Genomic DNA, 21,494 nt, shown 5'->3' with positions numbered 1-21,494 from the left:
AGCCGGGCAATTACCCAACGGTACGGGAATCGCCCGGCTACGGAGAGTTACGGAAGGGCGAGCATCTGGTCGAGCGCGACACGCGCCTCGCGCGCGGTTTTCTCGTCGACCGTGATCACGTTCGGTACCCGGCCGGCGACCAACTCCTCCAGCGTCCACACCAGGTGGGGGAGGTCGATCCGGTTCATCGTCGAGCAGTAACAGACCGTCCGGTCGAGGAACATGATCTGCTTGTCCGGGTGGGCCAGGGCCAACCGGCGCACCAGGTTCAGCTCGGTGCCGACCGCCCAGGCCGAGCCGGCGGGGGCCGCGTCCAGCGCCTTGATGATGTACTCCGTCGAGCCGACGTAATCGGCGGCGCGGACCACGTCGTGCCGGCACTCGGGGTGGACCAGCACGTTCACGCCCGGCACCCGTTCGCGCACCTCACGGACGCTGTCGATGGTGAACCGGCCGTGCACCGAGCAGTGCCCGCGCCACAGGATCATCCGGGCGTTGCGCAGCTGCTCGCCGGTCAGCCCGCCGTGCGGCTTGTGCGGGTCGTAGAGCACGCAGTCGTCCAGGTCGAAGCCCATCTCCAGCACCGCGGTGTTGCGGCCCAGATGCTGGTCGGGCAGGAAGAAGACCTTCGAGCCCTGCTCGAACGACCAGTCCAGCGCGCGCTTGGCGTTCGACGAGGTGCAGACCACGCCGGAGTTGCGGCCGACGAAGCCCTTGATGTCGGCCGACGAGTTCATGTAGGTCACCGGGACGATGTCGCCGGCGATGCCGAGGTCCTGGAAGTGCTCCCAGGCCGTCTCGACCTGACCGAGCACCGCCATGTCGGCCATCGAGCAGCCGGCCGCCAGGTCGGGCAGGATGACCCGCTGCTCGGGCTTGGTCAGGATGTCCGCGCTCTCGGCCATGAAGTGCACGCCGCAGAAGACGATGAACTCCGCCTCCGGCCGGGCCGCGGCCTGCTGTGCGAGCTTGAACGAGTCGCCGGTGACATCGGCGAACTGGATCACCTCGTCGCGCTGGTAGTGATGGCCCAGCACGAAGACCCGGTCGCCGAGAGCGGCCTTGGCCGCCGTCGCGCGGGCGACCAGGTCGGGGTCGCTGGGGGCCGGCAGGTCGCCGGGGCAGTCGACGCCCCGCTCGCTCGCCGGGTCGGTGCCCTTGCCGAGAAGGAGCAGCGCGACAGGGGTGTTTCCGGGTTCGGTCCAGGTCGCCGTCACGAAATCATCGTTGCACAGGGGCTGAGAAGGCGGCTGTGTGCTGCCACACTCCTGGGGTGCGCGTACTGATCTGTCCGGACAAGTTCGCCGGTACCCTTTCCGCCCCCGAAGTGGCCCGTGCCGTCGCCGACGGGTGGTCCGTCCCTTCCGACGAGCTGGTGCTGCGCCCGATCGCGGACGGCGGCCCCGGCTTCGTCGAGGTGCTGGCCGCCGCGCTGGACGGGCGCCGGATCGAGGTGCGCACCGTGGACCCGCTGGGACGTCCGGCGCGCGGCGAGATCCTGCTCACCGGCGGCACGGCCTACGTGGAGAGCGCTCAGGCGTGCGGCCTGCACCTGCTCACCGCCGAGGAGCGAAATCCCGGCACCACTACGTCGTACGGCCTGGGCCTGCTCCTGGCCGCGGCCGTCGAGAGCGGCGCCACGCGGGTGGTGGTCGGACTGGGTGGCTCCGCGGTCAACGACGCGGGCGCCGGCATGCTCGCCGCGCTGGGCGCCGCCCCGATCGACGCGGCCGGGTACGCCCTGCCCTACGGCGGCGCCCCGCTGATCACCGCGGTCGCGCTCGGCGGCGTGCCCCGGCTCCGTCAGGTCGCGCTGGTCGCGGCCACCGACGTGGACAACCCACTGACCGGCCTGCACGGCGCCAGCAACGTCTTCGGCCCGCAGAAGGGCGCGACCCGCGAGGACGTGCTGCGGCTCGATGCCGCGCTGGAGCACTTCTCCGGCGTACTGGAGAAGGCCTTTGATCTCGAGGGTCTCGCGTCGCGGCCCGGGGGAGGCGCGGCCGGCGGGCTCGGTGCCGCCCTGATCGCCCTCGGCGCGCAGGTCACGTCGGGGATCGGCCTGGTCGGCGACCTGATCGGGCTGAACGCCGAACTGGACGCGGCCGACCTGGTGATCACCGGCGAGGGAAGTTTCGACCACCAGTCGCTGCGCGGGAAGGTGGTCGCCGGGATCGCGGCCGGCGCTCGCGACCGTGGCCTGCCCTGCGTGGTGCTGGCCGGGCGCAACGAGACCGGGCACCGGGAGGCGTCCGCGGCCGGGGTGACCGAGACGCACACGCTCGTGGAACATTTCGGTTCGGTCGGGCAGGCGATGGCCGAACCCGCGCGCGGCCTGCGCGAACTCGCGGAACGCATCTCCCGTCAGTGGAGTCGCCCCTAGTCCGTTTCAAGGGCGGGGGCCGGGGTGGTCGGCCGGGCGGTGAACTGTGACGGCTGAGATTGGGAATCTCCCGGAATGGAGTTAGCGTTGCCTGGTACGGCACACGCCTGTGTTTACCCGCAGCGGAAACCCGGGCAAAATCGCGTTGAACCTGGCAGGGAGATACCTACGTGACCACAGAAGCGCACACCGAGTCGACCGAGGCGACCGCCCCGACCGGCGTCATCCTCACCGACGTCGCCGCGGTGAAGGTCAAGGCCCTGATCGAGCAGGAAGGGCGCGACGACCTGCGCCTGCGCATCGCCGTACAGCCCGGTGGCTGCTCCGGCCTGCGCTACCAGCTCTTCTTCGACGAGCGGTCGCTCGACGGCGACGTCGTCAGCGACTTCGACGGCGTCGAGGTCGTGGTGGACCGGATGTCCTCGCCGTACCTGGCGGGCGCCACCATCGACTTCGCCGACCGGATCGACGCGCAGGGCTTCACCATCGACAACCCGAACGCGCAGAACTCCTGCGCCTGCGGTGACTCGTTCCACTGATCGGTTTTCCCGGTGCAGGCCGTCCCGTTCACGGGGCGGCCTGTTCTGCGTAACCGCCCGGTAGGCTCTGGGCGTAACGACCCCGTTCCCAATCCTTGAGGGCCGCCATGAAGATCGCCGTCACCGGCTCGATCGCCACCGACCATCTGATGCACTTCCCGGGCCGGTTCGCGGACCAGCTCATCGCCGACCAGCTGCACAAGGTCTCGCTCTCGTTCCTCGTCGACGACCTGGTCGTGCGCCGCGGCGGCATCGCCCCCAACATCGCGTTCGGGATGGGCAAGCTCGGTCTGCGGCCGATCCTGGTGGGCGCGGTCGGCGCCGACTTCGCCGACTACCGGTCCTGGCTCGAGCGGCACGGCGTCGACTGTGACTCGGTGCACATCAGCGACGTGGCCCACACCGCCCGGTTCGTCTGCACCACCGACGACGACCTGAACCAGATCGCCTCGTTCTACGCCGGCGCGATGTCGGAGGCCCGCAACATCGAGCTGGCCCCGGTCGTCGAGCGCCTCGGCGGCATCGACCTGGTCCTGATCAGCGCGAACGACCCGGCCGCGATGATCCGCCACTCGCAGGAGTGCCGCGCCCGCGGCTACAAGTTCGCCGCCGACCCGTCGCAGCAGCTGGCCCGGGTCGACGGGTCCGACGTGCTGAGCCTGATCCGCGGCGCGGAGTACCTGCTCTGCAACGAGTACGAGCGCTCCCTGCTGGAGTCGAAGTCCGGCCTCACCTCCGACCAGGTGCTCGACGAGGTCCGGATCCGGGTCACCACGCTCGGCAAGGACGGCGTCGAGATCACCGGCAAGGGCATCGAGCGCCTCCACGTGCCGGTCGTCCCGGACGTGATCGGCGAGGACCCGACCGGTGTCGGCGACGGCTTCCGGGCCGGTTTCTTCTCCGGCCTGTCCTGGGGTCTCGGCCTGGAGCGGTCGGCCCAGGTCGGCTCGCTGGTCGCCGCCCTGGTGCTGGAGACCGTCGGTACCCAGGAGTACGACATCAAGCCGGCCGACTTCCTCAAGCGCTTCACCGCCGCCTACGGCGAGCCGGCCGCTGCCGAGATCGCGCCGCACCTGCCCGCCTGAGGGTAGACACTCCAACCATGGTCCTAGCCGTTTTTGCCGGCCTGCCCGGGGTCGGCAAGAGCACCCTGGCCGGCTCCGTGGCGAAGGAGCTGCCGGCCGCGGTGCTCGCCGTCGACATCGTCGACTTCAGCCTGCAGCGGTACGCCGTGCACGAGTCCCGCCCCGGTCATGCCGCCTACGGCGTCGTGGCCGCCCTCGCCGAGGAACAGCTCAAGATCGGTCACCACGTGATCATCGACGCGGTGAACCCGGTGAAGGCGGCCCGCGACCTGTGGATCGACCTGGCCGAGCGGATGGCGGTGCCGTTGCGCGTGGTCGAGGTGGTCTGCGGCGACGACGCGGAGCACCGGCGGCGGGTCGAGTCGCGCTACGAGGCCCGTGACCACGACGGCGTGCCCGACTGGGTGCGGGTCCTGGAACGCCAGTCGGAGTACGAGCCGTACCTGGGCCCGCGCCTGGTCGTCGACACGTACCTCGCGAAGGACCCGGTTCCCCAGGTCGTCTCCTACCTGGCCTGATTGCTCCGCTGCGCTCGGCGGCGATGGCTAGCTGATCCGGCGCACGTCGAACGTCTGGCCGTGGCCGGCGACGAACTCCTGCCCCTTCATGCGACACCAGGCGGGAATGTCGTTGGCCGCGGCCGGGTCGTCGGCGAGCACCCGCACGATCTCGCCGACCGCCACCCCGGGCATCGCCTTGGCCAGCTTGATGATCGGCAACGGACACTTCTGCCCCAGGCAGTTCAGGGTGATCAGAACCCGGCCTCCTTCCGGATCTCCGCGACCAGGCCGGGCAGCACCGCCAGGAACCGATCGACCTCTTCCGGTGTCGTGTCCCGGTGCAGCGAGATCCGCACGTTGCCGTGGCTGAGCACGCCCATCGCCTCCAGCACGTGACTCGGCCGCAGCGTCGACGACGTGCACGACGAACCCGACGACACCGCGAACCCGTGCCGGTCCAGCGCGTGCAGCAGCGCCTCCCCGTCCACGTAGAGGCAGCTGAACGTCACCAGGTGGGGGAGCCGCTCGATCGGATCCCCGACGATCTCGACGTCCTCGACGGTGGCCGCGACCCGCTCCCGGATGCGGTCGACGAGCGCGCTCAGCCGTACCGCCTCGCTCTGGGCCTCCGCGACCACCGCCCGCAGGCTCGCCGCCGCCGCCACGATCGCCGGCAGGTCGGCCGTGCCCGGCGCGTGGGGGCGATAAAGATCATCCTGCGGGGACGGTGAGATCCATCGCACCCCTTTGCGGACCACCAGCAGGCCCACGCCCGGCGGGCCGCCCCACTTGTGCGCGCTCGCGCTCAGCAGCGACCAGCCCGGCGGCACCGGCACGCGACCGACCGACTGGGCGGCGTCGACGAACAGGGGTACCCCGGATTCCGCGCAGTACTCCGCGGCGGCGGCCACCGGCTGGATCGTCCCCACCTCGTGGCTCGCGCTGATCAGGCCGGCCAGCGCGACCCCCGGCCCGGCGACCGCGGCTGACCAGGCGCCCAGGTCGAGGCGACCGAGGCGGTCCACTCCCACCTCACGGGCCTCAGTGGTCCCGGCCGCGTGCAGCACTGTGGAGTGCTCGATCGCCGAGTGCACCAGGACGCGACCGGCCCGCTTGCGCCCGGCCAGGCCGCCGAGCACCGCTGCCTGCGCCGCGGCGGTGCCGGAGGGCCAGAAGGAGAGCTCGTCCGTCCGTACCCCCAGGATCTCGGCGACCACCGCCGAGGCCGCCTCGCGCAGCTGCTGGGCCCGCCGCCCGGCCGCATAGAGCCGTGACGGGTCGGCCCAGCCGTCGGCGAGCGCCGCGAGCAGGGCCTCCCGCGCCATCGGATGCAGCGGCGCGGCGCTGGCCGCGTCCATGTAGACGGCCGGATCGCCTGTGTAATCCACAGAGGGAACGGTATCGTCCGGTTGACTGGTCTTTCTTCACCGACCTTGGCGTGAGGCCCCCGGTGGCGGGTAGCCAGCTCCAGGTCGAGTAGTGTGCGACCGTCGGTGAGCCTTGCCGCTAGGTGTCCGGTTTCGGCCACGCGGGCGGCGCTGCTAAGGAGGCAGAAGCAGGTGGGCGCAAGGAGTTCGGCCACACGGCCGCGGGCGATTGGCCGGGCGGCCGGGCTGGGTCTCGGTGGCGCGCTGCTGCTGGCGATGCTCGCCGGGTGCTCGGTCGAGGACGTCGGGAGCAAGTTCGGCCACTTCGGATGGCCCGGCCCGGGTGTGAGCCTTCAGGCGCACAAGATGTACGACCTGTGGATCGCCTCGGTGATCGCCGCGCTGATCGTCGGCGTGGGCGTCTGGGGCCTGATCTTCTGGTGTGTCATCCGGTACCGCAAGCGCGGCGAAGAGCTGCCCGTGCAGACCCGGTTCAACATGCCCATGGAGGTCCTCTACACGGTCACGCCGGTGCTGATCGTCGCGGTGCTCTTCTACTACACCGCGATCGTGCAGACCGACGTGGACAAGCTGTCGAAGAACCCGGACCAGATCGTCGAGATCAAGGCGTTCAAGTGGAACTGGCAGTTCAACTACCGGGACGGCATGGGTAAGGACGCGGGCACGGTCGCGTCCACCATCGGCTCGTCGGACGTGATCCCGATCCTGGTGGTCCCGACCCACGAGAAGATCCGCTTCGAGGAGACCAGCGCCGACGTCATCCACTCGTTCTGGGTGCCGGAGCTGCTGTTCAAGCGGGACGTCATGCCGGGCAGCATCCGCAACGTCTTCGAGGTCACCCTCGACAAGGAGGGCCGCTACGTCGGCCGCTGCGCGGAGCTCTGCGGGACGTACCACGCGTTCATGAACTTCGAGCTGGTCGCGACCACGCCCGACAAGTTCGACCAGTTCCTCGCGGCGAAGAAGGCCGGCAAGTCGACTCAGGACGCGCTGACCGCCATCGGCGAGGAGCCCTACGCGACGAAGACCCAGCCGTTCAACACCCGCCGCGGCACGCACAGCTGGAACCAGGGCGACTCGAACGTCGCCGCGGGGAAGTAGGGGACTGACATGCGTACCGAATACAAGATCTTCATGGGTGTCGCCCTGTTCCTCTTCGGCGCGGCGGCCGTCTACAGCATCTACACCGGCTCGACCGCCCCCGGCGGCGACGGCGGCGAGAGCGTCAGCGGCAGCTTCGAGGGCGGCGTCGAGTGGGTCGGCACGGTCGCGCTGATCCTTTCCGGTCTGCTCTGCTCGATGTGCGGTGGCTTCTTCTGGTTCGTCGCCCGCCGCATCGACCTCCGCCCGGAGGACCGCGAGGACGGCGAGATCGCCGAGGGCGCCGGCGAGCTGGGCTTCTTCAGCCCCGGTTCGTACTGGCCGTTCGGCATCGCGCTCTCCGCCGCGGTCGCCGGCCTGGGCCTGGTCTTCTGGATGTGGTGGCTGCTGGCCGTCGGCCTGATCGCGGTGATCTTCACCGCGTGCGGCATGCTCTTCGAGTACTACTCCAGCACCCGGCAGCCCGCCGAGCACTGATCTTCGGTCTCACCGCGAAGCCCGCGCCCTCTCAGGGACGCGGGCTTCGTGCTGTCCGATCACTTCCAGTCAAGATCACATTCTTCATGTCCCAGCTCCGCTGTGGTCGCCGATCGTCGCTCCCGCGGGGACCCTTCCGGTCCGAGCAGGGCGCAGGGCGCCCAGAACGCTCAGACCGCAAGGGCGACGTCCGTGGGTGGTCACGGTCAGAGCAACAAACCCGCCCCCAGCATCCGTAGCCGGGGAAGTCCCGCTTCTCGGAGCCGGCGAGCCGGGCGTCCGGTGGCAGCGCGCCCCCGCTCCCGGCTGGCTCGCAGGGGCGTATCAGCTCCTGTGACGCCCAGCCCGTGCTCCTCAGCCGGTGCTGAGAGGTGGTTCGGCGGCCGGGAGGGCTGCTCGGGAGGCCGGGCTGAGGCTTGGGGCGGAGCGGGTGCCGGGACGACGAAGCCCGCGCTGGTGGGCGCGGGCTGGGGCTTGGGGCGGAGCGGGTGCCGGGACGACGAAGCCCGCGCTGGTGGGCGCGGGCTGGGGCTTGGGGCGGAGCGGGCGCCGGGACGACGAAGCCCGCGCTGGTGGGCGCGGGCTCCGGTCGGATGCGGGTCAGGCGGCGGCGGTGCGCTGCTGCGGGGCGACCCGGCGCGGACGGTCCTGGGGTTCCATCCACAGATGCACGACGATCGGGGCTATCACCTCGGCCGCACCGCAGCGGGTGCAGACCAGTTCGGGGCAGTCGTCGTGACCGTCCTCGCAGGGCGGCGTCTCGAAGAGCATGTCGCCGTCGCAGATGACGCAGCGCTGTTCGCGTTCGTGCACGGGCTTCTCCTTCGTTCGGAAGGTGGGATTACCCGAATGTCCTTCAGACGCTGTCACGTCCACCGGCGGATGCCGAGCATCACCAGCGGCGTGTTGCGGTCTTTTTCAGGATTTTTCAGCAAGTAGTGCCGCAGTGACTCCGGCTCCGGCCTCCCACACCTCAACTCCATCCCCCGCACGGCGCCGACGATAACCCCGACCTTCACCCGGGTGGCGGTGGGGGACTGCGTCGGAGGCGCTGGTACTCAGCGCTGTCCCGGGCATGGGAAGCACCCCCGAGTGCCAGCCGGAGCCTGAGGCGAGGCTGGGAGCTGTGCGGGGTGGTGCCGGCGGGCGGCGGGTGCGGACGGGCGGCTCGACGGCGTACGGGAAGGGGTTATTCGGCTTTTTTGGCGGCCCGGGCAGCGGCAACCCACCGCTCCAGCAGCGCCGTCGTCGCCCCCGAGTCGATCGCCTCGGCGGCCCGCGCGATGCCGGCCCGCAGCGTGTCCCGGAAGTCGCCGGGGAAACCACTGCGCGCCGCGAATGCCGCCGCCGCGTTGACCAGCACCGCGTCGCGGACCGGGCCGTGCTCGCCGGCGAACACGCGCCGGGCCACGTCCGCGTTGAAGGCCACGTCCCCACCGCGCAGGTCGGACGGCTGACTGCGGGCCAGGCCGAGCTCGGTGGCGTCGACGAGGAGTTCCTCCACCTTGCCGTCGCGGGCGATCCAGACCCGGGTGGGTGCCGCGGTGGTGAACTCGTCGAGCCCGTCCTCACCGCGCATGACCAGGGCGGAGTCGCCGCGCAGGGCGAACACCTCGGCCATCACCGGCGCCATCCGCGGTTCGAAGCAGCCGACCGCGGCGGCGGTGGGCCGGGCCGGGTTGGTCAGCGGCCCGAGCATGTTGAAGAACGTGGGAACGCCCAGCTCGCGCCGGGTGACCGCGGCGTGCCGCATGCCGGGGTGGTAGCGGGCGGCGAAGCAGAAGCCGATGCCGGCCTCGGCCACCGTCCGGTTCACCCCGGCCGGGCCCAGGTCCAGCGGGATCCCGAAGTGTTCCAGCAGGTCGGCGGTGCCCGTGGTGGACGACGCCGACCGGTTGCCGTGCTTGACCACCGTGACCCCGGCGGAGGCGGTGACGATCGCCGCCATCGTGGAGATGTTGACCGTGTTGGCCCGGTCGCCGCCGGTGCCGACCACGTCGACCGCGGAGGTACGGACCTCGGCCGGCAGCTCGACGAGGGTGGCGTTGGCCAGCATCGCCTGCACCAGGCCGGCCAGCTCGGCCGGCGTCTCGCCCTTGGCGCGCAGCGCCACCGCGAAACCGGCGATCTGGGCCGGCGTGGCGTTGCCCGCCATGATCTCGCCCATCGCCCAGGCCGTGTCCGTGGTGGCGAGCTCCTCGCCGCGGAGCAGGGACATGGTCAGGTTGGGCCAGGTGCGTGCACCCATGGCGGGGCCTCCGTCGGGGGGTGTCAGTTCACGGGAGTCAGGTGCGGGGCAGGGCGCCCAGCGGCACCGCACCGGCCTTGCGGTCGCGGAGCAGTTTCGCCACGGTCTGCCCGGTGGTGACCGGGTCGAGCGGGGCGAGCAGGGTCGCGTCGACCTGCGAGTACGCCGCCAGCCAGCGGTCCGCCGCGCGGGCGATGACGACGCAGGTGGGCGGGGGGTCCTGGTACTCGTCCTTGGTCTGACGGGCGACGCCGAGCCCGCCGGCGGGGGTCGCCTCACCGTCGAGCACCATCAGGTCGATCTCGTAGTCGTCGAGCAGCCGGCGGCACTCCTCCCAGGAGGAGGCGTCGGTGAACTCGACGGAGAGGTCGGCCGCCGGACGCGGGCCGATGGCGAGCCGGATCCGGTCGCGCACCGCGGCGTCGTCGCTGTATAGCAGAACCGTGAACTGACTAGTGGCAGTGTCGCTCATCTTTGTGCCCCACTTCACCTCGGAGGTCCCACGGATCGTATCGGATCTGTTATCCGGCGTCGGGGTCCGGTCGGGCGGCCTTTTCCGGCGTCGCGGCGGTGGCCGCCTCGGCCAGCTCCTGCCGGTCGAGCGCGCGGTCGATCCGCCGGGCCTCGCGTTCCGACTGCCGGATCCACTGCATGACCAGGATGCCGAGCATCGTGACGCTGACGATCTCGCCGCCGGCCCACAGGATGCCGCCCGCGGTGACCTGGTCGCTGTGCGGATCCATCCAGCTCAGGTGCAGGTTCGGGTACCAATCGCCGCCGAGCAGGTCGGGCATCTGCATGATCGTCAGCCCGAGCACCGTGTGGAACGGCACAGACAGCACCATCAACAACGCCCGCCCCGGGTAGGGCCAGCGGTTCTGCAGCGGGTCCAGGCCCAGCAGCGGCCAGAAGAACAGGCAGCCGGTGATCAGGAAGTGGATGTGCACGAACTCGTGCAGCCACGGGTGCTCGAGGGTCTGCCGGTACAGGCCGGTGAAGTAGAGGACGAACGGGTTCGCGACGAAGATGCCGAACGCGACCAGCGGAAATGTCAGCACCTGCACGTATCGGCTGTGGACCACGGCGAGCAGGGTCTTCCGCGGCTTCGCGTGCAGGACGCGCAGGGCCAGAGTGGTCGGTGCGCCCAGGGCCAGGAAGATCGGCCCGACCATGGTGAGCACCATGTGCTGGACCATGTGCACGGAGATCAGCGTGGTGTCGTACGCCTCGATGCCGGTCACCGACACCAGCGCGATCGAGCCGAGCCCACCCGCGAGGAACGCCACGGTCCGCCCCGGTGGCCAATGATCACCGCGCTGCCGCAGGCGCTGGACCCCGTAGAGGTAGAGCGCCGCCGAGACCAGCAACCCCACGGCGATCAGGCTGATCAGGTGGAAGTGGGTGAAGATGGCCGCCGCGGTGAACGGCGGAAGTTCAGTATCCCTGCTCGCGTCCGCCAGCGGGGCCATTTCGACTGACTGCACCCCTCGAAGCTAGACCTACCCCCTGGTCACCGAATATTCCGGGCTGCCCACAGTGCCGGATTAGGGACCCCGCCTGACCTTGGACCTGTCGCGGGGGAATAATGAGCCCGTGACAGCGGCAGCCATCGACAAGAGCCGGATCCACTCGCTCACTCGGCCGAACATGGTCAGCGTCGGGACGATCGTGTGGCTCTCCAGTGAGCTCATGTTCTTCGCGGCGTTGTTCGCCATGTACTTCTCCATTCGCGCAGCGGCACCCGAGATGTGGGCGGAGCACACCAAAGAGCTCAACATCCCGTACGCCACGACGTTCACGACGATCCTGGTGCTCTCCTCGGTGACCTGCCAGTTGGGTGTCTTCGCGGCGGAGAAGGGTGACGTGTTCGCGCTCCGGCGCTGGTTCACGATCACCTTCGTGATGGGCCTGATCTTCGTGCTCGGCCAGGCGAACGAGTACCGCAACCTGGTGCACGAGGGCGTGAAGCTCAACGGTGACGGGTACGGCTCGATGTTCTACCTGACCACCGGGTTCCACGGTCTGCACGTGACGGGCGGCCTCATCGCCTTCATCGTCTACATGATCCGTACGACCATGGGGCGTTTCACCCCGGCGCAGGCAACGTCCGCGATCGTCGTGTCCTACTACTGGCACTTCGTGGACGTCGTCTGGATCGCGCTGTACGCCATGATCTATTGGCTTAAGTGAACGCCGCCGCAATCCGCTGAGCTTCAGGTTCAAACCAGAGGGACATAAGCCCATGACTTCTGACACCCCCGCCCGTAGGCGCGACCGGGTGTTCTCCCGGCGCCGCGGCGCGCCCAGCCGGGCACGCCGGCGGATCGGCGCGGCGGTGCGCATGCTTGCGGCGCTCGCGCTCGCCGGCGGCGTCTACACCGCCTTCGCGCCCGGTGCGTTCGCCGAGGACAACACCCAGCTCTCCACCGCCGCGCAGCAGGGCAAGGAGCTGTTCGACCAAAGCTGCATCACCTGCCACGGGCGGGACGGGCAGGGTGTCACCGACCGTGGCCCCAGCCTGATCGGCGTCGGCTCGGCCTCGGTCGAGTTCCAGGTGGGCACCGGCCGGATGCCGATGACCCGCCAGGAGGCGCAGGCCGAGCAGAAGAAGCCGCAGTTCACTCCGGACGAGACCAAGCAGCTCGCGCAGTACATCCAGGAGATCGGCGGTGGCCCGGAGATCCCGGCCGGCGACCTGACCGACGACCTGAAGACCAACCCCGAGGCGCTGGCCCGTGGTGGCGAGCTCTTCCGGGTCAACTGCACCTCCTGCCACAGCTTCACCGGTGCCGGCGGCGCGCTCTCCTCGGGCAAGTTCGCCCCGAGCCTGCACGACGCCACGGCCGAGCAGATCTACGCGGCCATGCTGACCGGCCCGCAGAACATGCCGGTCTTCGGTGACAACCAGATCTCGCCGGACGAGAAGCGCGAGATCATCACGTACATCACGCAGCAGCTGCAGGAGAACAAGGACCCGGGTGGCGTCTTCAACCTGGGTGGTTACGGTCCGGCGACCGAGGGCATGGCGATCTTCCTGGTCGGCATCACCATCCTGGTCTTCACGTCGCTCTGGATTGCGGGGAAGTCATGACCACGGTGCACCACGGCGGGACCGGCTCTCCGGTCGACGTGCACGATCCGAAGCTGACGCGCTTCGACATCGTGAAGGAAGGCCTGCGGCGCGACGACATCGAGATCGTCACGTACGAGTCGCAGTTCCAGGGCGCGAACTCCAAGGCCGAGAAGCGCATGGTGCGCAGCATCAGCCTGCTGTTCCTGATCTCCGGCCTGTTCGCGCTCGCCTTCCTGGTCTTCTACATCGTGTGGCCCTGGAAGTTCGAGATGGGCCACACGCGCAGCGACTACTACACCCCGATCCTGGGCATCACGCTCGGCATCTCGCTGTTCGCGCTCGGCATCGCGATCCTCGCCTGGGCGAAGAAGCTGCTGCCGCACGAGCTCTCGATCCAGCAGCGCCACGGCGACCCGTCCAGCGACGAGGACCGGCTGATCACCGGCCAGACCGCGATGTACGTCGCGGACGAGCTCGGGGTGCAGCGGCGTCCGCTGCTCAAGGGTGCGATCGCGCTCGGCATGGCCCCGCTGGGCCTGGCCGCGGCGGCCCCCCTGGTCGGCGGTCTGATCAAGAACCCGCACGGCGACCCCGAGCCGATGATGTACCGCACCGGCTTCAACCCGGTCCCGAACGGGAACAAGCCGGTCCGGCTGTCCCGCGAGGACGGCTCGCCGATCCGCCCCGAGGATGTCAGCGCCGGCGGTCAGCTGACCGTCTACCCGGGCATCCCGGGCGGTGCGACGAACAAGTACGCGGACTCGCCGACCCTGCTGATCCACCTGCGTGACGACGACGCGCAGAAGGCGCGCACGGCGGCCGAGGGTGACAAGAACGGGCGCAACAAGGGTTCGATGTGGGGCAACTACGTCGCCTACTCGAAGATCTGCACCCACGCCGGCTGCCCCGCCAGCCTGTACGAGCAGCAGACCAACCGCCTGCTCTGCCCGTGCCACCAGTCGCAGTTCAACATCGTCGACAACGCGCAGCCGATCTTCGGTCCGGCCACCCGGCGTCTGCCGATGCTGCCGCTGTCGGTGGACGACGAAGGTTTCTTTGTGGCAACGTCTGACTTCAAGGACACTGTCGGACCCGACTTCTGGGAGCGGCCGTGAAACGCCGAAAGCTCGATCCAGCCGAGGCAACAGCCAACTTCGCCAAGGGCGTCGATGACCGCTTCCAAGCGGCCACCCCGCTCCGTGCGCTCCTGAACAAGGTCTTCCCTGATCACTGGTCGTTCCTGCTGGGCGAGATCGCGCTGTTCTCGTTCATCGTGCTTCTGCTCAGTGGCGTGTTCCTGACCCTGTTCTTCGACCCGTCGATGCAGGAAGTCGCCTACGACGGGTCGTACCTGGCCCTGCGGGGCACCGAGATGTCCTCGGCCTACGCGTCGTCGCTGCACCTGTCGTTCGAGGTGCGCGGTGGTCTGTTCATGCGCCAAATGCACCACTGGGCAGCGCTGCTGTTCATGGCGTCGATCGTCGTGCACATGGCCCGCGTCTTCTTCACCGGCGCGTTCCGCAAGCCGCGTGAGATCAACTGGGTGATCGGCGTCCTGCTGTTCCTGCTCGGGTTCTTCGCCGGCTTCACCGGTTACTCGCTGCCGGACGACGGCCTCTCCGGCACGGGTCTGCGCATCGCCTCCGCGATCATGCTGTCCCTCCCGGTCATCGGCACCTGGCTGTCCGCCGCGATCTTCGGCGGGGAGTACCCGGGCGAGCTGATCATCGGCCGGTTCTACATCGCGCACGTGCTGCTCATCCCGGGCATCCTGCTCGCGCTGATCAGCGTCCACCTGGGCATCGTGTTCAAGCAGAAGCACACCCAGTGGCCGGGCCCGATGCGGACCAACGAGAACGTCGTCGGCGAGCGCATGTTCCCGCGGTACGCGATGAAGCAGGGCGGCTTCTTCATGGCCGTCTTCGGTGTCATCGCGTTCATGGCCGGCATGTTCCAGATCAACCCGATCTGGAACTTCGGGCCGTACCGTGCCGCCGAGGTCTCCTCGGCGTCCCAGCCCGACTGGTACGTCATGTTCATGGACGGCCTGGTCCGTCTCATGCCGAACTGGCAGATCTACTTCGGCAACTACAGCCTCCCGCCGCTGTTCTGGCCCGCCGTGGTCGGCCTCGGCGCGCTGTTCACGCTGCCGATGCTCTACCCGTGGCTGGAAGCCCGCAAGCTCAAGGACACCCGGTCGCACCACCTGCTGGAGCGCCCGCGGGACAACCCGGAGCGCGTCGGCATCGGCATGATGGCACTGTCGTTCTTCCTCGTCGCGACCATCTCCGGTGGCAACGACGTGATCGCCGACAAGTTCCACATCAGCCTGAACGCGATGACCTGGGCCGGCCGCATCGGCCTGCTGATCCTGCCCCCGATCGCGTACTACGTGTCGGTCCGGATCTGCCTCGGCCTGCAGCAGCACGACCGCGAGGTGCTCGCCCACGGCGTGGAGACCGGCATCATCAAGCGCCTGCCGAACGGGCAGTTCGTCGAGGTCCACCAGCCGCTCGGCCCGGTCGACGAGCATGGCCACCCGATCCCCCTGGAGTACCGGGGCTGGGTCGTGCCGAAGAAGATGAACAAGATCGGCGCGCTCGCGCCGGCCGTGAAGGGCTTCTTCTACCCGGTCGAGAAGCCGGCCGAGATCCCGGTCTCGCCGGCGCCGATCACCGGTTCGAAGCGCGAGGAGATCGGCTCCAAGCGCTGAGATGATCCAACGAGTGCGGCCCGTCGGCTTTCGCCGGCGGGCCGCTTCGCTTTCCCGTCACGGTCCGCCGTGCCCCATGTCACCGATTTGCTGGTACGACCGTGGCCCCGGCTGGGCCCTTGGGGTGCTTCAAAGGGCTGTGGCACCGCTGGACGCCAGTCGGTGGGGGCTCGGCTCGGCTCCAGGGGTGTTTCGAGGGGTTGAAGGCCAGCCGGTGGGGCTGGCGGGGCCCCAGGAGTGTTCCGGAGGGGCTGGTGGCGTCGCCGGAGGCCGGCTGGGCTCTGTCAGTCGGCGTCGGGGAGGCCGATGGCGAACGCGTCCTCCAGGTCGTGCTTCGAATACGCCCGGAACGCGATGTGCGACTCCGTGTTGATCACCCCGGGTGTCTTGGAGATGCGCCCCGCGATCACCTCGGCGATGTCGTCGAAGCGCGGCACCCGCACGATCGCGATCAGGTCGACGTTGCCGGCCACCGAATACACCTCGCTGACCCCGTCGAGGGCGGCGAGCGCTTCCGCGACCTCAGGAATCGAGTCGGTGGCGCAGTCGATGTGGACGATCGCGGTATTCACCTGAGGTCTCCTCACCCATGAGGCCGAACATTCCGTGACCATGCTATCCACACCGGCGCCGAGTCGATCAGGCTCCCGGGACGGTGAGGCCGCCGGGGGCGCGGATCACGCCGGTGAGCGTCTCGTGAGCCTCGACGGTCGCGCCGGGCCAGATCACGCAACGGGTCACGCTGCCGGCGACGTGAGCGCCCGCGCCGATGACCGACTCGACGGCGGTGCCGGTGATCTCGGCCGACGGGTCGGTCAGGCCTGCGCCGGCGGCGTGCAGGTTCGCCTCCAGGTAGAGGGCGGGCGTGCCGGTGTCCAGATAGAGGCCCTCGTAGCCGACGAGTTCGAGCGCGTTCTCGGCCTCGGCCGGGCGCCACACCGTACGTACCAAATCGTGGTTTTGATCGTCGAGGTCGGCGACGAAGCGCCATGGGATCAGGGAGAAGCCGGCGAAACGGTTTCCGCTGAAGCCACCGGTCTCGCCGGGGCGGCAGGGTTTCGTCAGCATGCGCACCGTGTCGCCGGACCAGCCGGCCAGCAGCGCCGCGATGTCCTTGCCGGGCTCGCGGAACGGATCGTCGAGATACGCGTCGGCGTTGCCGACCAGCACGCCGCGGCCGTCGATCCACTTCTTCAGCCGGGCGACGCCGCCGGACGTGCCGAGCGGGCCGTCCAGTTCGACCGAGAGGTGCGCGCGGCCGGTGGCGTGCATGACCACCTGGTCGGCCAGGTACGCCGCGTTGACACCGACCTGGTCGGGGCCGATGAGGCCGAGGCCGGCGAGGCGGCGCAGCGCGTGGTCGAGCAGCGGCAGGTTGCCGACCGGGCAGAGCGCTTTGGGGACGGTCGCGGTGAGCGGGCGCAGGCGCTGGCCCTCGCCCGCGGCGAGCACGACGCCACAGATCTCCGGGATGGTCACGAAGCTCTCCGATGGGTGACGGCGACGGGAACGACAACGGCCGCGGCGGCGACAGGAGCGGCTGCGGCGGCGACAGGAGCGGCTGCGGCGGCGGCAGGAGCGGCGGCGACAGCAGGAGCGGCGGCGGCAGGAACGACGCAACCGGTCACGCGGGCTTCGGCGCAGCCGGGCGCGGACACGATCATGCGGCAGGCGTCGGGCGGCTCGGCGCGATGTCCGACAGCGGCACCGACGCGGGCAGCTCACCCGCACGCGGCCCGAGCCCGTAGACGCCGAGCAGCCGCGCCGTCGGCCAGGTCAGCCCGGGCAGCTCGTCGAGCGGCCACCAGCGCGCCTCGAGCACCTCGCCGCCGTCGATCACGAGCGGGGTGGTCGACGCCGGCACCCAGCCGAACCACACCATGTCGACGTTGGCCGAGGACGGTTGCAGGATCGCATTCGGATTGCCCGGGCGCAGGTCGCCCGGCTCGATCCGGACGCCGGCCTCCTCGAACAGCTCGCGGGCGGCGCCGACGGCCGGCATCTCGCCCCGCTTGAGCAGCCCGGCCGGCAGGTTCCACCCCCGGCTCGACGGCTGGCGCAGCAGCAGGAGACGGCCCGGCTCGGGCGCCTCCGAGTCACGGATGACGGCGACCGCACCGACCAGGAACTTGGGGGAGACCGCGCGGGCCAGACGGCGGCGCACCGGCAGGGGGAGGCCGTAGAAAACCTGGTACGCAAGGCCACGCAGCTGCCGATGAATGTTCACGCGCGTAAGGCTAGCGGGACGCGCTGAAAGTTGCCTGTCCGGATCAGTCCGGGTGGTCGACCATGGCGATGAGCTGCTCGACCACGTTGTCCGGCTCGACGGTGCGCTCGCAGACCGCGACCAGCAGCGTCTCCAGGTCGGGGTATCCCATGTCCTCGGCGAGGCGGCGCAGCGGCACCTCGCTGGCCAGGCCGCGGTCGTGCTTGCGCAGGGTCAGCCCGATGGTGGCGCGGCCCAGCCGGACCTTGTCGGTGATGCTGATGCCGGGCGCGTTCCGCTCGTCGAAGAAGCGGTTGATCTGCATCTGCGCCTGGCTGGACTTGACGAAGCCGAGCCACTCCCGCCGGGGGCCGCGCGGCGAGTTCGCCTCGGCCTCGACGTGCCCGTCGTTCTCCGAGAAGATCTCGACGACGTCACCGTCACGCAGTGGGGAGCTCAGAGGGGCGAGACGCCCGTTGATGGTGGCGGCGAGACACTGGTCACCCTTCGAGGGGCCCAACTCGTACGCCAGGTCGACCGGGGTGGAACCGCTGGGCAGTTCATATGCGTTGCCGTGGGCGAAGACCGTGATCTGCGCCTCGGACAGGTCACATCGGAGCGAGTCGAGGAACTGTGCCGCGTCGGTGGTGTCCTGTTGCCAGTCCAGTACTCGTTTCAGCCAGGTCAGCTGGTCGGCGCCGGGTGGCTCGTCGGACACCTTGGGATATCGATAGCTGGTGGCGACCCCGTACTCCGAATATCGGTGCATGGTCTCGGTGCGGATGAGCACCTCGACCAGGCGCCCCTCGGGGCCGACCACGGTGGTGTGCAGCGAGCGGTACAGGTTGTTCTTCGGCGAGGCGATGAAATCCTTGAACCGGCCGGCCACCGGCCGCCACCGGCCGTGGATCGCGCCGAGCGCGGCGTAACAGTCGGTTTCCGGCCCGTCGACCACCACCGCGATCCGGGGCAGGTCGAGCGGCACGGTGTGGCCGCCGGCGACGGTGTCCTTCCAGATCGAGTAGTAGTGCCGCGGGCGCGGGGTGACGTCGGCGTCGACCCGGGAGCGGCGCAGCGCGGCGCGCGCCTTCGTGGAGACGTCGGCCAGGTACTCGTTCCAGCCGGGACGGTTCTGCACGTGCTCGTCGATCCGCGCGTAGGACTCCGGCTCCAGGTGGAAGAGCACCACGTCGTCGAGGTCGCGCTTGAGAGCCTGGATGCCGAGCCGGTCGCAGAGCGGGACCAGCACGTCCAGCGTGGCGTTGGCGATGCGCGCGCGGGAGGCGGGGGAGCGGGCGTCCAGCGTGCGCATGTTGTGCAGCCGGTCGGCCAGCTTGATCACCAGCACCCGCACGTCCTTGCCGGCGGCGACGATCATCTTGCGGATCGTCTCGCCCTCGGCGGCCTTGCCGTAGAACGCCTTGTCGAACTTGGTGACACCGTCGACCAGGTGGGTCACCTCGGGGCCGAAGTCACCCTCGAGCGCCTCCAGCGTGTAGCTGGTGTCCTCCACCGTGTCGTGCAGCAGCGCGGCGACCAGGGTGGTGGTGTCCATACCGAGCTCGGCGCAGATCTGCGCGACGGCCAGCGGATGCGTGATGTACGGATCGCCGGACTTGCGGAACTGGCCGCGGTGCATGCTCTCGGCGATCCCGTAGCTGCGGCGCAGCAGGGCCACATCGGCCGACGGGTGGATGCTGCGATGCGTCTTGGCCAGAGTCGAGACCGGATCGTCGTCGTTCCCCTGGAAGCTCAGCAGTGAGCGGAGCCGCCGGGTGAAGCTGAGCGGGCTCGGGGACGTGGCGGCCGGTAGGGCACGACCGAGAGCGGCGCCGTGGCCGGCGTCGACGTCCACCCGGACACCCCCTCACCGATCGCCCATGTTTCTTGAGACGAAGCATGGCACGCGAACCGCGGTGGCTGAATCACCCCGAGTCCGCGCGTGCCTTACAGCCTAAGCGAGCGGGCGTCATCCGAACGGTCAGTTACCGATAGGCGAACGGTCGAGTCTTGGACTGAAGTGGCCGATTCGGCCCTGGTGAGCAGGGTGGAGAAACGCGCCGCGCCACGAGCCGGTGACACCCAGTCGCCGGAGGTTTCCACCAGGCGGGTGTCCACCCGGTCCAGCCACGCCAGAATCCGCTCGGTCTCCTCGGCCGTGGCCGACGCCACCGGGCCCGGTCCGGGAAGGACTGTCTCGGCGGTCAGCCGCGCCGCGTCCAGCGTGGGCCGCGGGTGCGCGCGCGGCGGGGAGGTGGCCGCGGCGGCCAGCCGGCCGTGCCGGATCACCGCGATCTCCCAGCCGCCCTTGTCGTCGCGCCGGGCCGCGACGATCTCCGGCAGGCGGGTCAGCGCCTCCAGCCGCTGCATCCGGATCAGGGCACGCAGCAGGGCGATCAGGCGGGACCGGACAGTGGCGGCCTCCTCGTACCGCTGCTTGTCGCTGAGCGCCTCGATCCGCGCGAGGACCGCCTCGATCACCGGGCCCGGGTCGCCGGAGGTGGCGGTGCGGAACGGGAGGGCGGCGCGCACGTCGTACTCCTCCGGGGTGATCTCGTGCTCGCACGGGGCGGGGCAGCGGCCCAACTCGGCCAGGGCGCACGCCGGGGTCCTGGTCCGCAGCGAGAGCTTGTGGTTGCACTGGCGCAGCGGGACGGCGTCGTAGACCCCGGCGGCGGCCAGCTCGGCCGTGCGGCGCGACGAGAACGGGCCGAGGTAGGTCGCACCGTCCTCGGCGAAGCGCCGGACCACCGACAGGCGGGGAAACGCCTCCGCCGTCAACTTCAGCCAGACCACCCGTTCGGGGAACTTGGACCTTCGGTTGTACGGCGGGGAGTGCGCCGCGATCAGCCGCAACTCCCGCACCTCGGCCTCCAGCGAGTGGGCGCACTCGACCGCCTCCACCCGGACCGCGGCGGTGAGCATCTCGGAGATCCGGGCCCGTTTCTCCCCGGCGGTGAAGTAGCTCTTCACCCGGGTCGCGACGTCCTTCGACGTGCCGACGTAGAGCGGGCGGTCGTCGGCGGCCCGGAAGATGTAGACGCCCGGCACGTGCGGAAGGTTGTCGGCCAGATGCCGCCGGTTGCGCTGCGCCGGGGTGATCGCCTTGGCGAACTCGATCGCGTCGCCGAGCGTGTGGATGCGGAAGCTGCCGAGCCGCTCGATCAGCCCGTGCAGCACGTCGACGGTCGCCTTCGCGTCGTCGAGGGCGCGGTGATTCGGCTCGACGGTGGACCGGAAGAAGTGCGCCAGCGTGCCGAGCTTCCGGTTCGGCACCTCGTCACGGGTCAGCGCGCGGCGGGCCAGGGCCGCCGTGTCCAGCACGCGGGGCGACGGCCAGGGGTAGCCGTGCCGGGCGCAGGCCGCCTTGAGGAAGCCCACGTCATAGGGCGCGTTGTGCGCGACCAGCACCGCGCCGCGCAAGAACTCCAGCAGCGTGGGCAGCACCGTCTCGATCGGCGGGGCCGGGCGCAGCATCGCCTCGGTGATGCCGGTCAGGACGGTGATGAACGGCGGCAGCGGCTCACCCGGGTTGACCAGCGTGCCGAACTCGCCCAGCACCGCACCGCCGCGCACCTTGACCGCGCCGATCTCGGTGATGCCGCCGCCGTCCGGAGCGCCGCCGGTGGTCTCCAGGTCGAGCACCACGAACGTGGTGTCGGACAGCGAGACCGCGGCCGGATCGACCGAGCCGTCGGCGGACAGCAGCGTGTCCAGAGTGCCCTGCACGTAAGCCGGTTGTGCCACGGCGGGCAACACTAGAGCGGGGGTACGACATAAA

The 21,494-nt window shown here is 69.9% G+C and carries 22 protein-coding genes; 10 read left to right on the top strand and 12 right to left on the bottom strand.

Annotated elements, in window-relative coordinates; genetic code table 11:
* Nucleotides 1-47 precede the first annotated feature (47 nt).
* On the bottom strand, nucleotides 48-1,217 hold the full coding sequence (gene nadA / locus ACH442_RS02305; RefSeq protein WP_396120728.1) for a quinolinate synthase NadA: 1,170 nt from the start codon (nucleotides 1,215-1,217) through the stop codon (nucleotides 48-50).
* Nucleotides 1,218-1,273: 56 nt separating this feature from the next.
* On the opposite strand from nadA, the gene ACH442_RS02300 reads away from it, so the two are divergent.
* The 4 genes from ACH442_RS02300 to ACH442_RS02285 all read left to right on the top strand — a co-directional run bounded on the left by ACH442_RS02300 (nucleotide 1,274) and on the right by ACH442_RS02285 (nucleotide 4,525).
* On the top strand, nucleotides 1,274-2,383 hold the full coding sequence (locus ACH442_RS02300) for a glycerate kinase (RefSeq protein WP_396120727.1): 1,110 nt from the start codon (nucleotides 1,274-1,276) through the stop codon (nucleotides 2,381-2,383).
* A gap of 170 nt (nucleotides 2,384-2,553) precedes the next feature.
* Nucleotides 2,554-2,922 (top strand): iron-sulfur cluster insertion protein ErpA, encoded by a 369-nt coding sequence (erpA, locus tag ACH442_RS02295; RefSeq protein WP_203738649.1) that lies wholly within the window; start codon nucleotides 2,554-2,556, stop codon nucleotides 2,920-2,922.
* Between the two features lie 107 nt (nucleotides 2,923-3,029).
* Nucleotides 3,030-4,007 (top strand): carbohydrate kinase family protein, encoded by a 978-nt coding sequence (locus ACH442_RS02290; protein WP_396120726.1) that lies wholly within the window; start codon nucleotides 3,030-3,032, stop codon nucleotides 4,005-4,007.
* 17 nt (nucleotides 4,008-4,024) lie between these two features.
* Complete coding sequence (locus ACH442_RS02285) at nucleotides 4,025-4,525, top strand: AAA family ATPase (protein ID WP_396120725.1); 501 nt, start codon at nucleotides 4,025-4,027, stop codon at nucleotides 4,523-4,525.
* Nucleotides 4,526-4,552: 27 nt separating this feature from the next.
* Here the strand turns inward: ACH442_RS02285 and ACH442_RS02280 are convergent, their stop codons facing one another.
* Both ACH442_RS02280 and ACH442_RS02275 read right to left on the bottom strand, forming a co-directional pair.
* Entirely contained in the window at nucleotides 4,553-4,762 is a 210-nt protein-coding gene (locus tag ACH442_RS02280; RefSeq protein WP_396121024.1) for a sulfurtransferase TusA family protein, read from the bottom strand.
* A complete protein-coding gene (locus ACH442_RS02275; protein WP_396121023.1) occupies nucleotides 4,759-5,865 on the bottom strand; it encodes a cysteine desulfurase family protein in 1,107 nt (368 codons plus the stop codon). The genes ACH442_RS02280 and ACH442_RS02275 overlap by 4 nt, the downstream gene beginning before the upstream one ends.
* Nucleotides 5,866-6,150: 285 nt before the next feature.
* Here ACH442_RS02275 and coxB point away from each other — a divergent pair, with 285 nt between their 5' ends.
* Both coxB and ACH442_RS02265 read left to right on the top strand, forming a co-directional pair.
* Nucleotides 6,151-6,996 (top strand): cytochrome c oxidase subunit II, encoded by an 846-nt coding sequence (gene coxB / locus ACH442_RS02270; RefSeq protein ID WP_396121022.1) that lies wholly within the window; start codon nucleotides 6,151-6,153, stop codon nucleotides 6,994-6,996.
* A 9-nt stretch (nucleotides 6,997-7,005) separates the two neighbouring features.
* Nucleotides 7,006-7,473: a cytochrome c oxidase subunit 4 gene (locus ACH442_RS02265; protein ID WP_396120724.1), complete on the top strand. Its 468-nt coding sequence runs from the start codon at nucleotides 7,006-7,008 to the stop codon at nucleotides 7,471-7,473.
* 600 nt (nucleotides 7,474-8,073) lie between these two features.
* Here ACH442_RS02265 and ACH442_RS02260 read toward each other — a convergent pair.
* The 4 genes from ACH442_RS02260 to ACH442_RS02245 all read right to left on the bottom strand — a co-directional run bounded on the left by ACH442_RS02260 (nucleotide 8,074) and on the right by ACH442_RS02245 (nucleotide 11,190).
* Nucleotides 8,074-8,286, bottom strand: coding sequence for a hypothetical protein (locus tag ACH442_RS02260; protein WP_396120723.1), 213 nt, complete (start codon nucleotides 8,284-8,286; stop codon nucleotides 8,074-8,076).
* Between the two features lie 376 nt (nucleotides 8,287-8,662).
* The gene (gene trpD, locus ACH442_RS02255) at nucleotides 8,663-9,721 is read right to left on the bottom strand and encodes an anthranilate phosphoribosyltransferase (protein ID WP_396120722.1); all 1,059 of its coding nucleotides are present in this window, start codon (nucleotides 9,719-9,721) and stop codon (nucleotides 8,663-8,665) included.
* Nucleotides 9,722-9,758: 37 nt separating this feature from the next.
* Nucleotides 9,759-10,193 carry a hypothetical protein gene (locus tag ACH442_RS02250; RefSeq protein WP_396120721.1) on the bottom strand — a complete coding sequence of 145 codons (435 nt, stop codon included), beginning with the start codon at nucleotides 10,191-10,193 and terminating at the stop codon, nucleotides 9,759-9,761.
* Nucleotides 10,194-10,242: 49 nt separating this feature from the next.
* On the bottom strand, nucleotides 10,243-11,190 hold the full coding sequence (locus tag ACH442_RS02245; protein WP_396121021.1) for a cytochrome c oxidase assembly protein: 948 nt from the start codon (nucleotides 11,188-11,190) through the stop codon (nucleotides 10,243-10,245).
* A gap of 124 nt (nucleotides 11,191-11,314) precedes the next feature.
* On the opposite strand from ACH442_RS02245, the gene ACH442_RS02240 reads away from it, so the two are divergent.
* From ACH442_RS02240 to ACH442_RS02225, 4 genes are read left to right on the top strand one after another with little or no spacing between them, the layout of a single operon-like run.
* A complete protein-coding gene (locus ACH442_RS02240) occupies nucleotides 11,315-11,911 on the top strand; it encodes a heme-copper oxidase subunit III (protein WP_396120720.1) in 597 nt (198 codons plus the stop codon).
* Nucleotides 11,912-11,963: 52 nt separating this feature from the next.
* Nucleotides 11,964-12,812 (top strand): c-type cytochrome, encoded by an 849-nt coding sequence (locus ACH442_RS02235; protein ID WP_396120719.1) that lies wholly within the window; start codon nucleotides 11,964-11,966, stop codon nucleotides 12,810-12,812.
* Nucleotides 12,809-13,909, top strand: coding sequence for a ubiquinol-cytochrome c reductase iron-sulfur subunit (locus tag ACH442_RS02230; RefSeq protein ID WP_396120718.1), 1,101 nt, complete (start codon nucleotides 12,809-12,811; stop codon nucleotides 13,907-13,909). Before ACH442_RS02235 ends, ACH442_RS02230 begins: the two co-directional genes overlap by 4 nt.
* Nucleotides 13,906-15,507 carry a cytochrome bc complex cytochrome b subunit gene (locus ACH442_RS02225; protein WP_396120717.1) on the top strand — a complete coding sequence of 534 codons (1,602 nt, stop codon included), beginning with the start codon at nucleotides 13,906-13,908 and terminating at the stop codon, nucleotides 15,505-15,507. Before ACH442_RS02230 ends, ACH442_RS02225 begins: the two co-directional genes overlap by 4 nt.
* 284 nt (nucleotides 15,508-15,791) lie before the next feature.
* Here the strand turns inward: ACH442_RS02225 and ACH442_RS02220 are convergent, their stop codons facing one another.
* The 5 genes from ACH442_RS02220 to ACH442_RS02200 all read right to left on the bottom strand — a co-directional run bounded on the left by ACH442_RS02220 (nucleotide 15,792) and on the right by ACH442_RS02200 (nucleotide 21,460).
* A complete protein-coding gene (locus ACH442_RS02220) occupies nucleotides 15,792-16,079 on the bottom strand; it encodes an Lrp/AsnC family transcriptional regulator (RefSeq protein WP_185040226.1) in 288 nt (95 codons plus the stop codon).
* 67 nt (nucleotides 16,080-16,146) lie between these two features.
* The gene (locus tag ACH442_RS02215) at nucleotides 16,147-16,986 is read right to left on the bottom strand and encodes an NDP-sugar synthase (RefSeq protein ID WP_396120716.1); all 840 of its coding nucleotides are present in this window, start codon (nucleotides 16,984-16,986) and stop codon (nucleotides 16,147-16,149) included.
* 181 nt (nucleotides 16,987-17,167) lie between these two features.
* Entirely contained in the window at nucleotides 17,168-17,734 is a 567-nt protein-coding gene (locus tag ACH442_RS02210; RefSeq protein ID WP_396120715.1) for an NUDIX hydrolase, read from the bottom strand.
* 43 nt (nucleotides 17,735-17,777) lie between these two features.
* A complete protein-coding gene (locus ACH442_RS02205; protein ID WP_396120714.1) occupies nucleotides 17,778-19,568 on the bottom strand; it encodes a RelA/SpoT family protein in 1,791 nt (596 codons plus the stop codon).
* Between the two features lie 92 nt (nucleotides 19,569-19,660).
* Nucleotides 19,661-21,460 (bottom strand): DEDD exonuclease domain-containing protein, encoded by a 1,800-nt coding sequence (locus ACH442_RS02200; protein ID WP_396120713.1) that lies wholly within the window; start codon nucleotides 21,458-21,460, stop codon nucleotides 19,661-19,663.
* Between the last annotated feature and the right edge of the window lie 34 nt (nucleotides 21,461-21,494).

This window comes from Actinoplanes sp. NPDC020271, assembly GCF_044388125.1.
Taxonomy (GTDB): Bacteria; Actinomycetota; Actinomycetes; order Mycobacteriales; family Micromonosporaceae; genus Actinoplanes.
The sequence above is the reverse complement of the archived record's forward strand: the minus strand, read 5'-3'. Positions and strand labels throughout refer to the sequence as shown.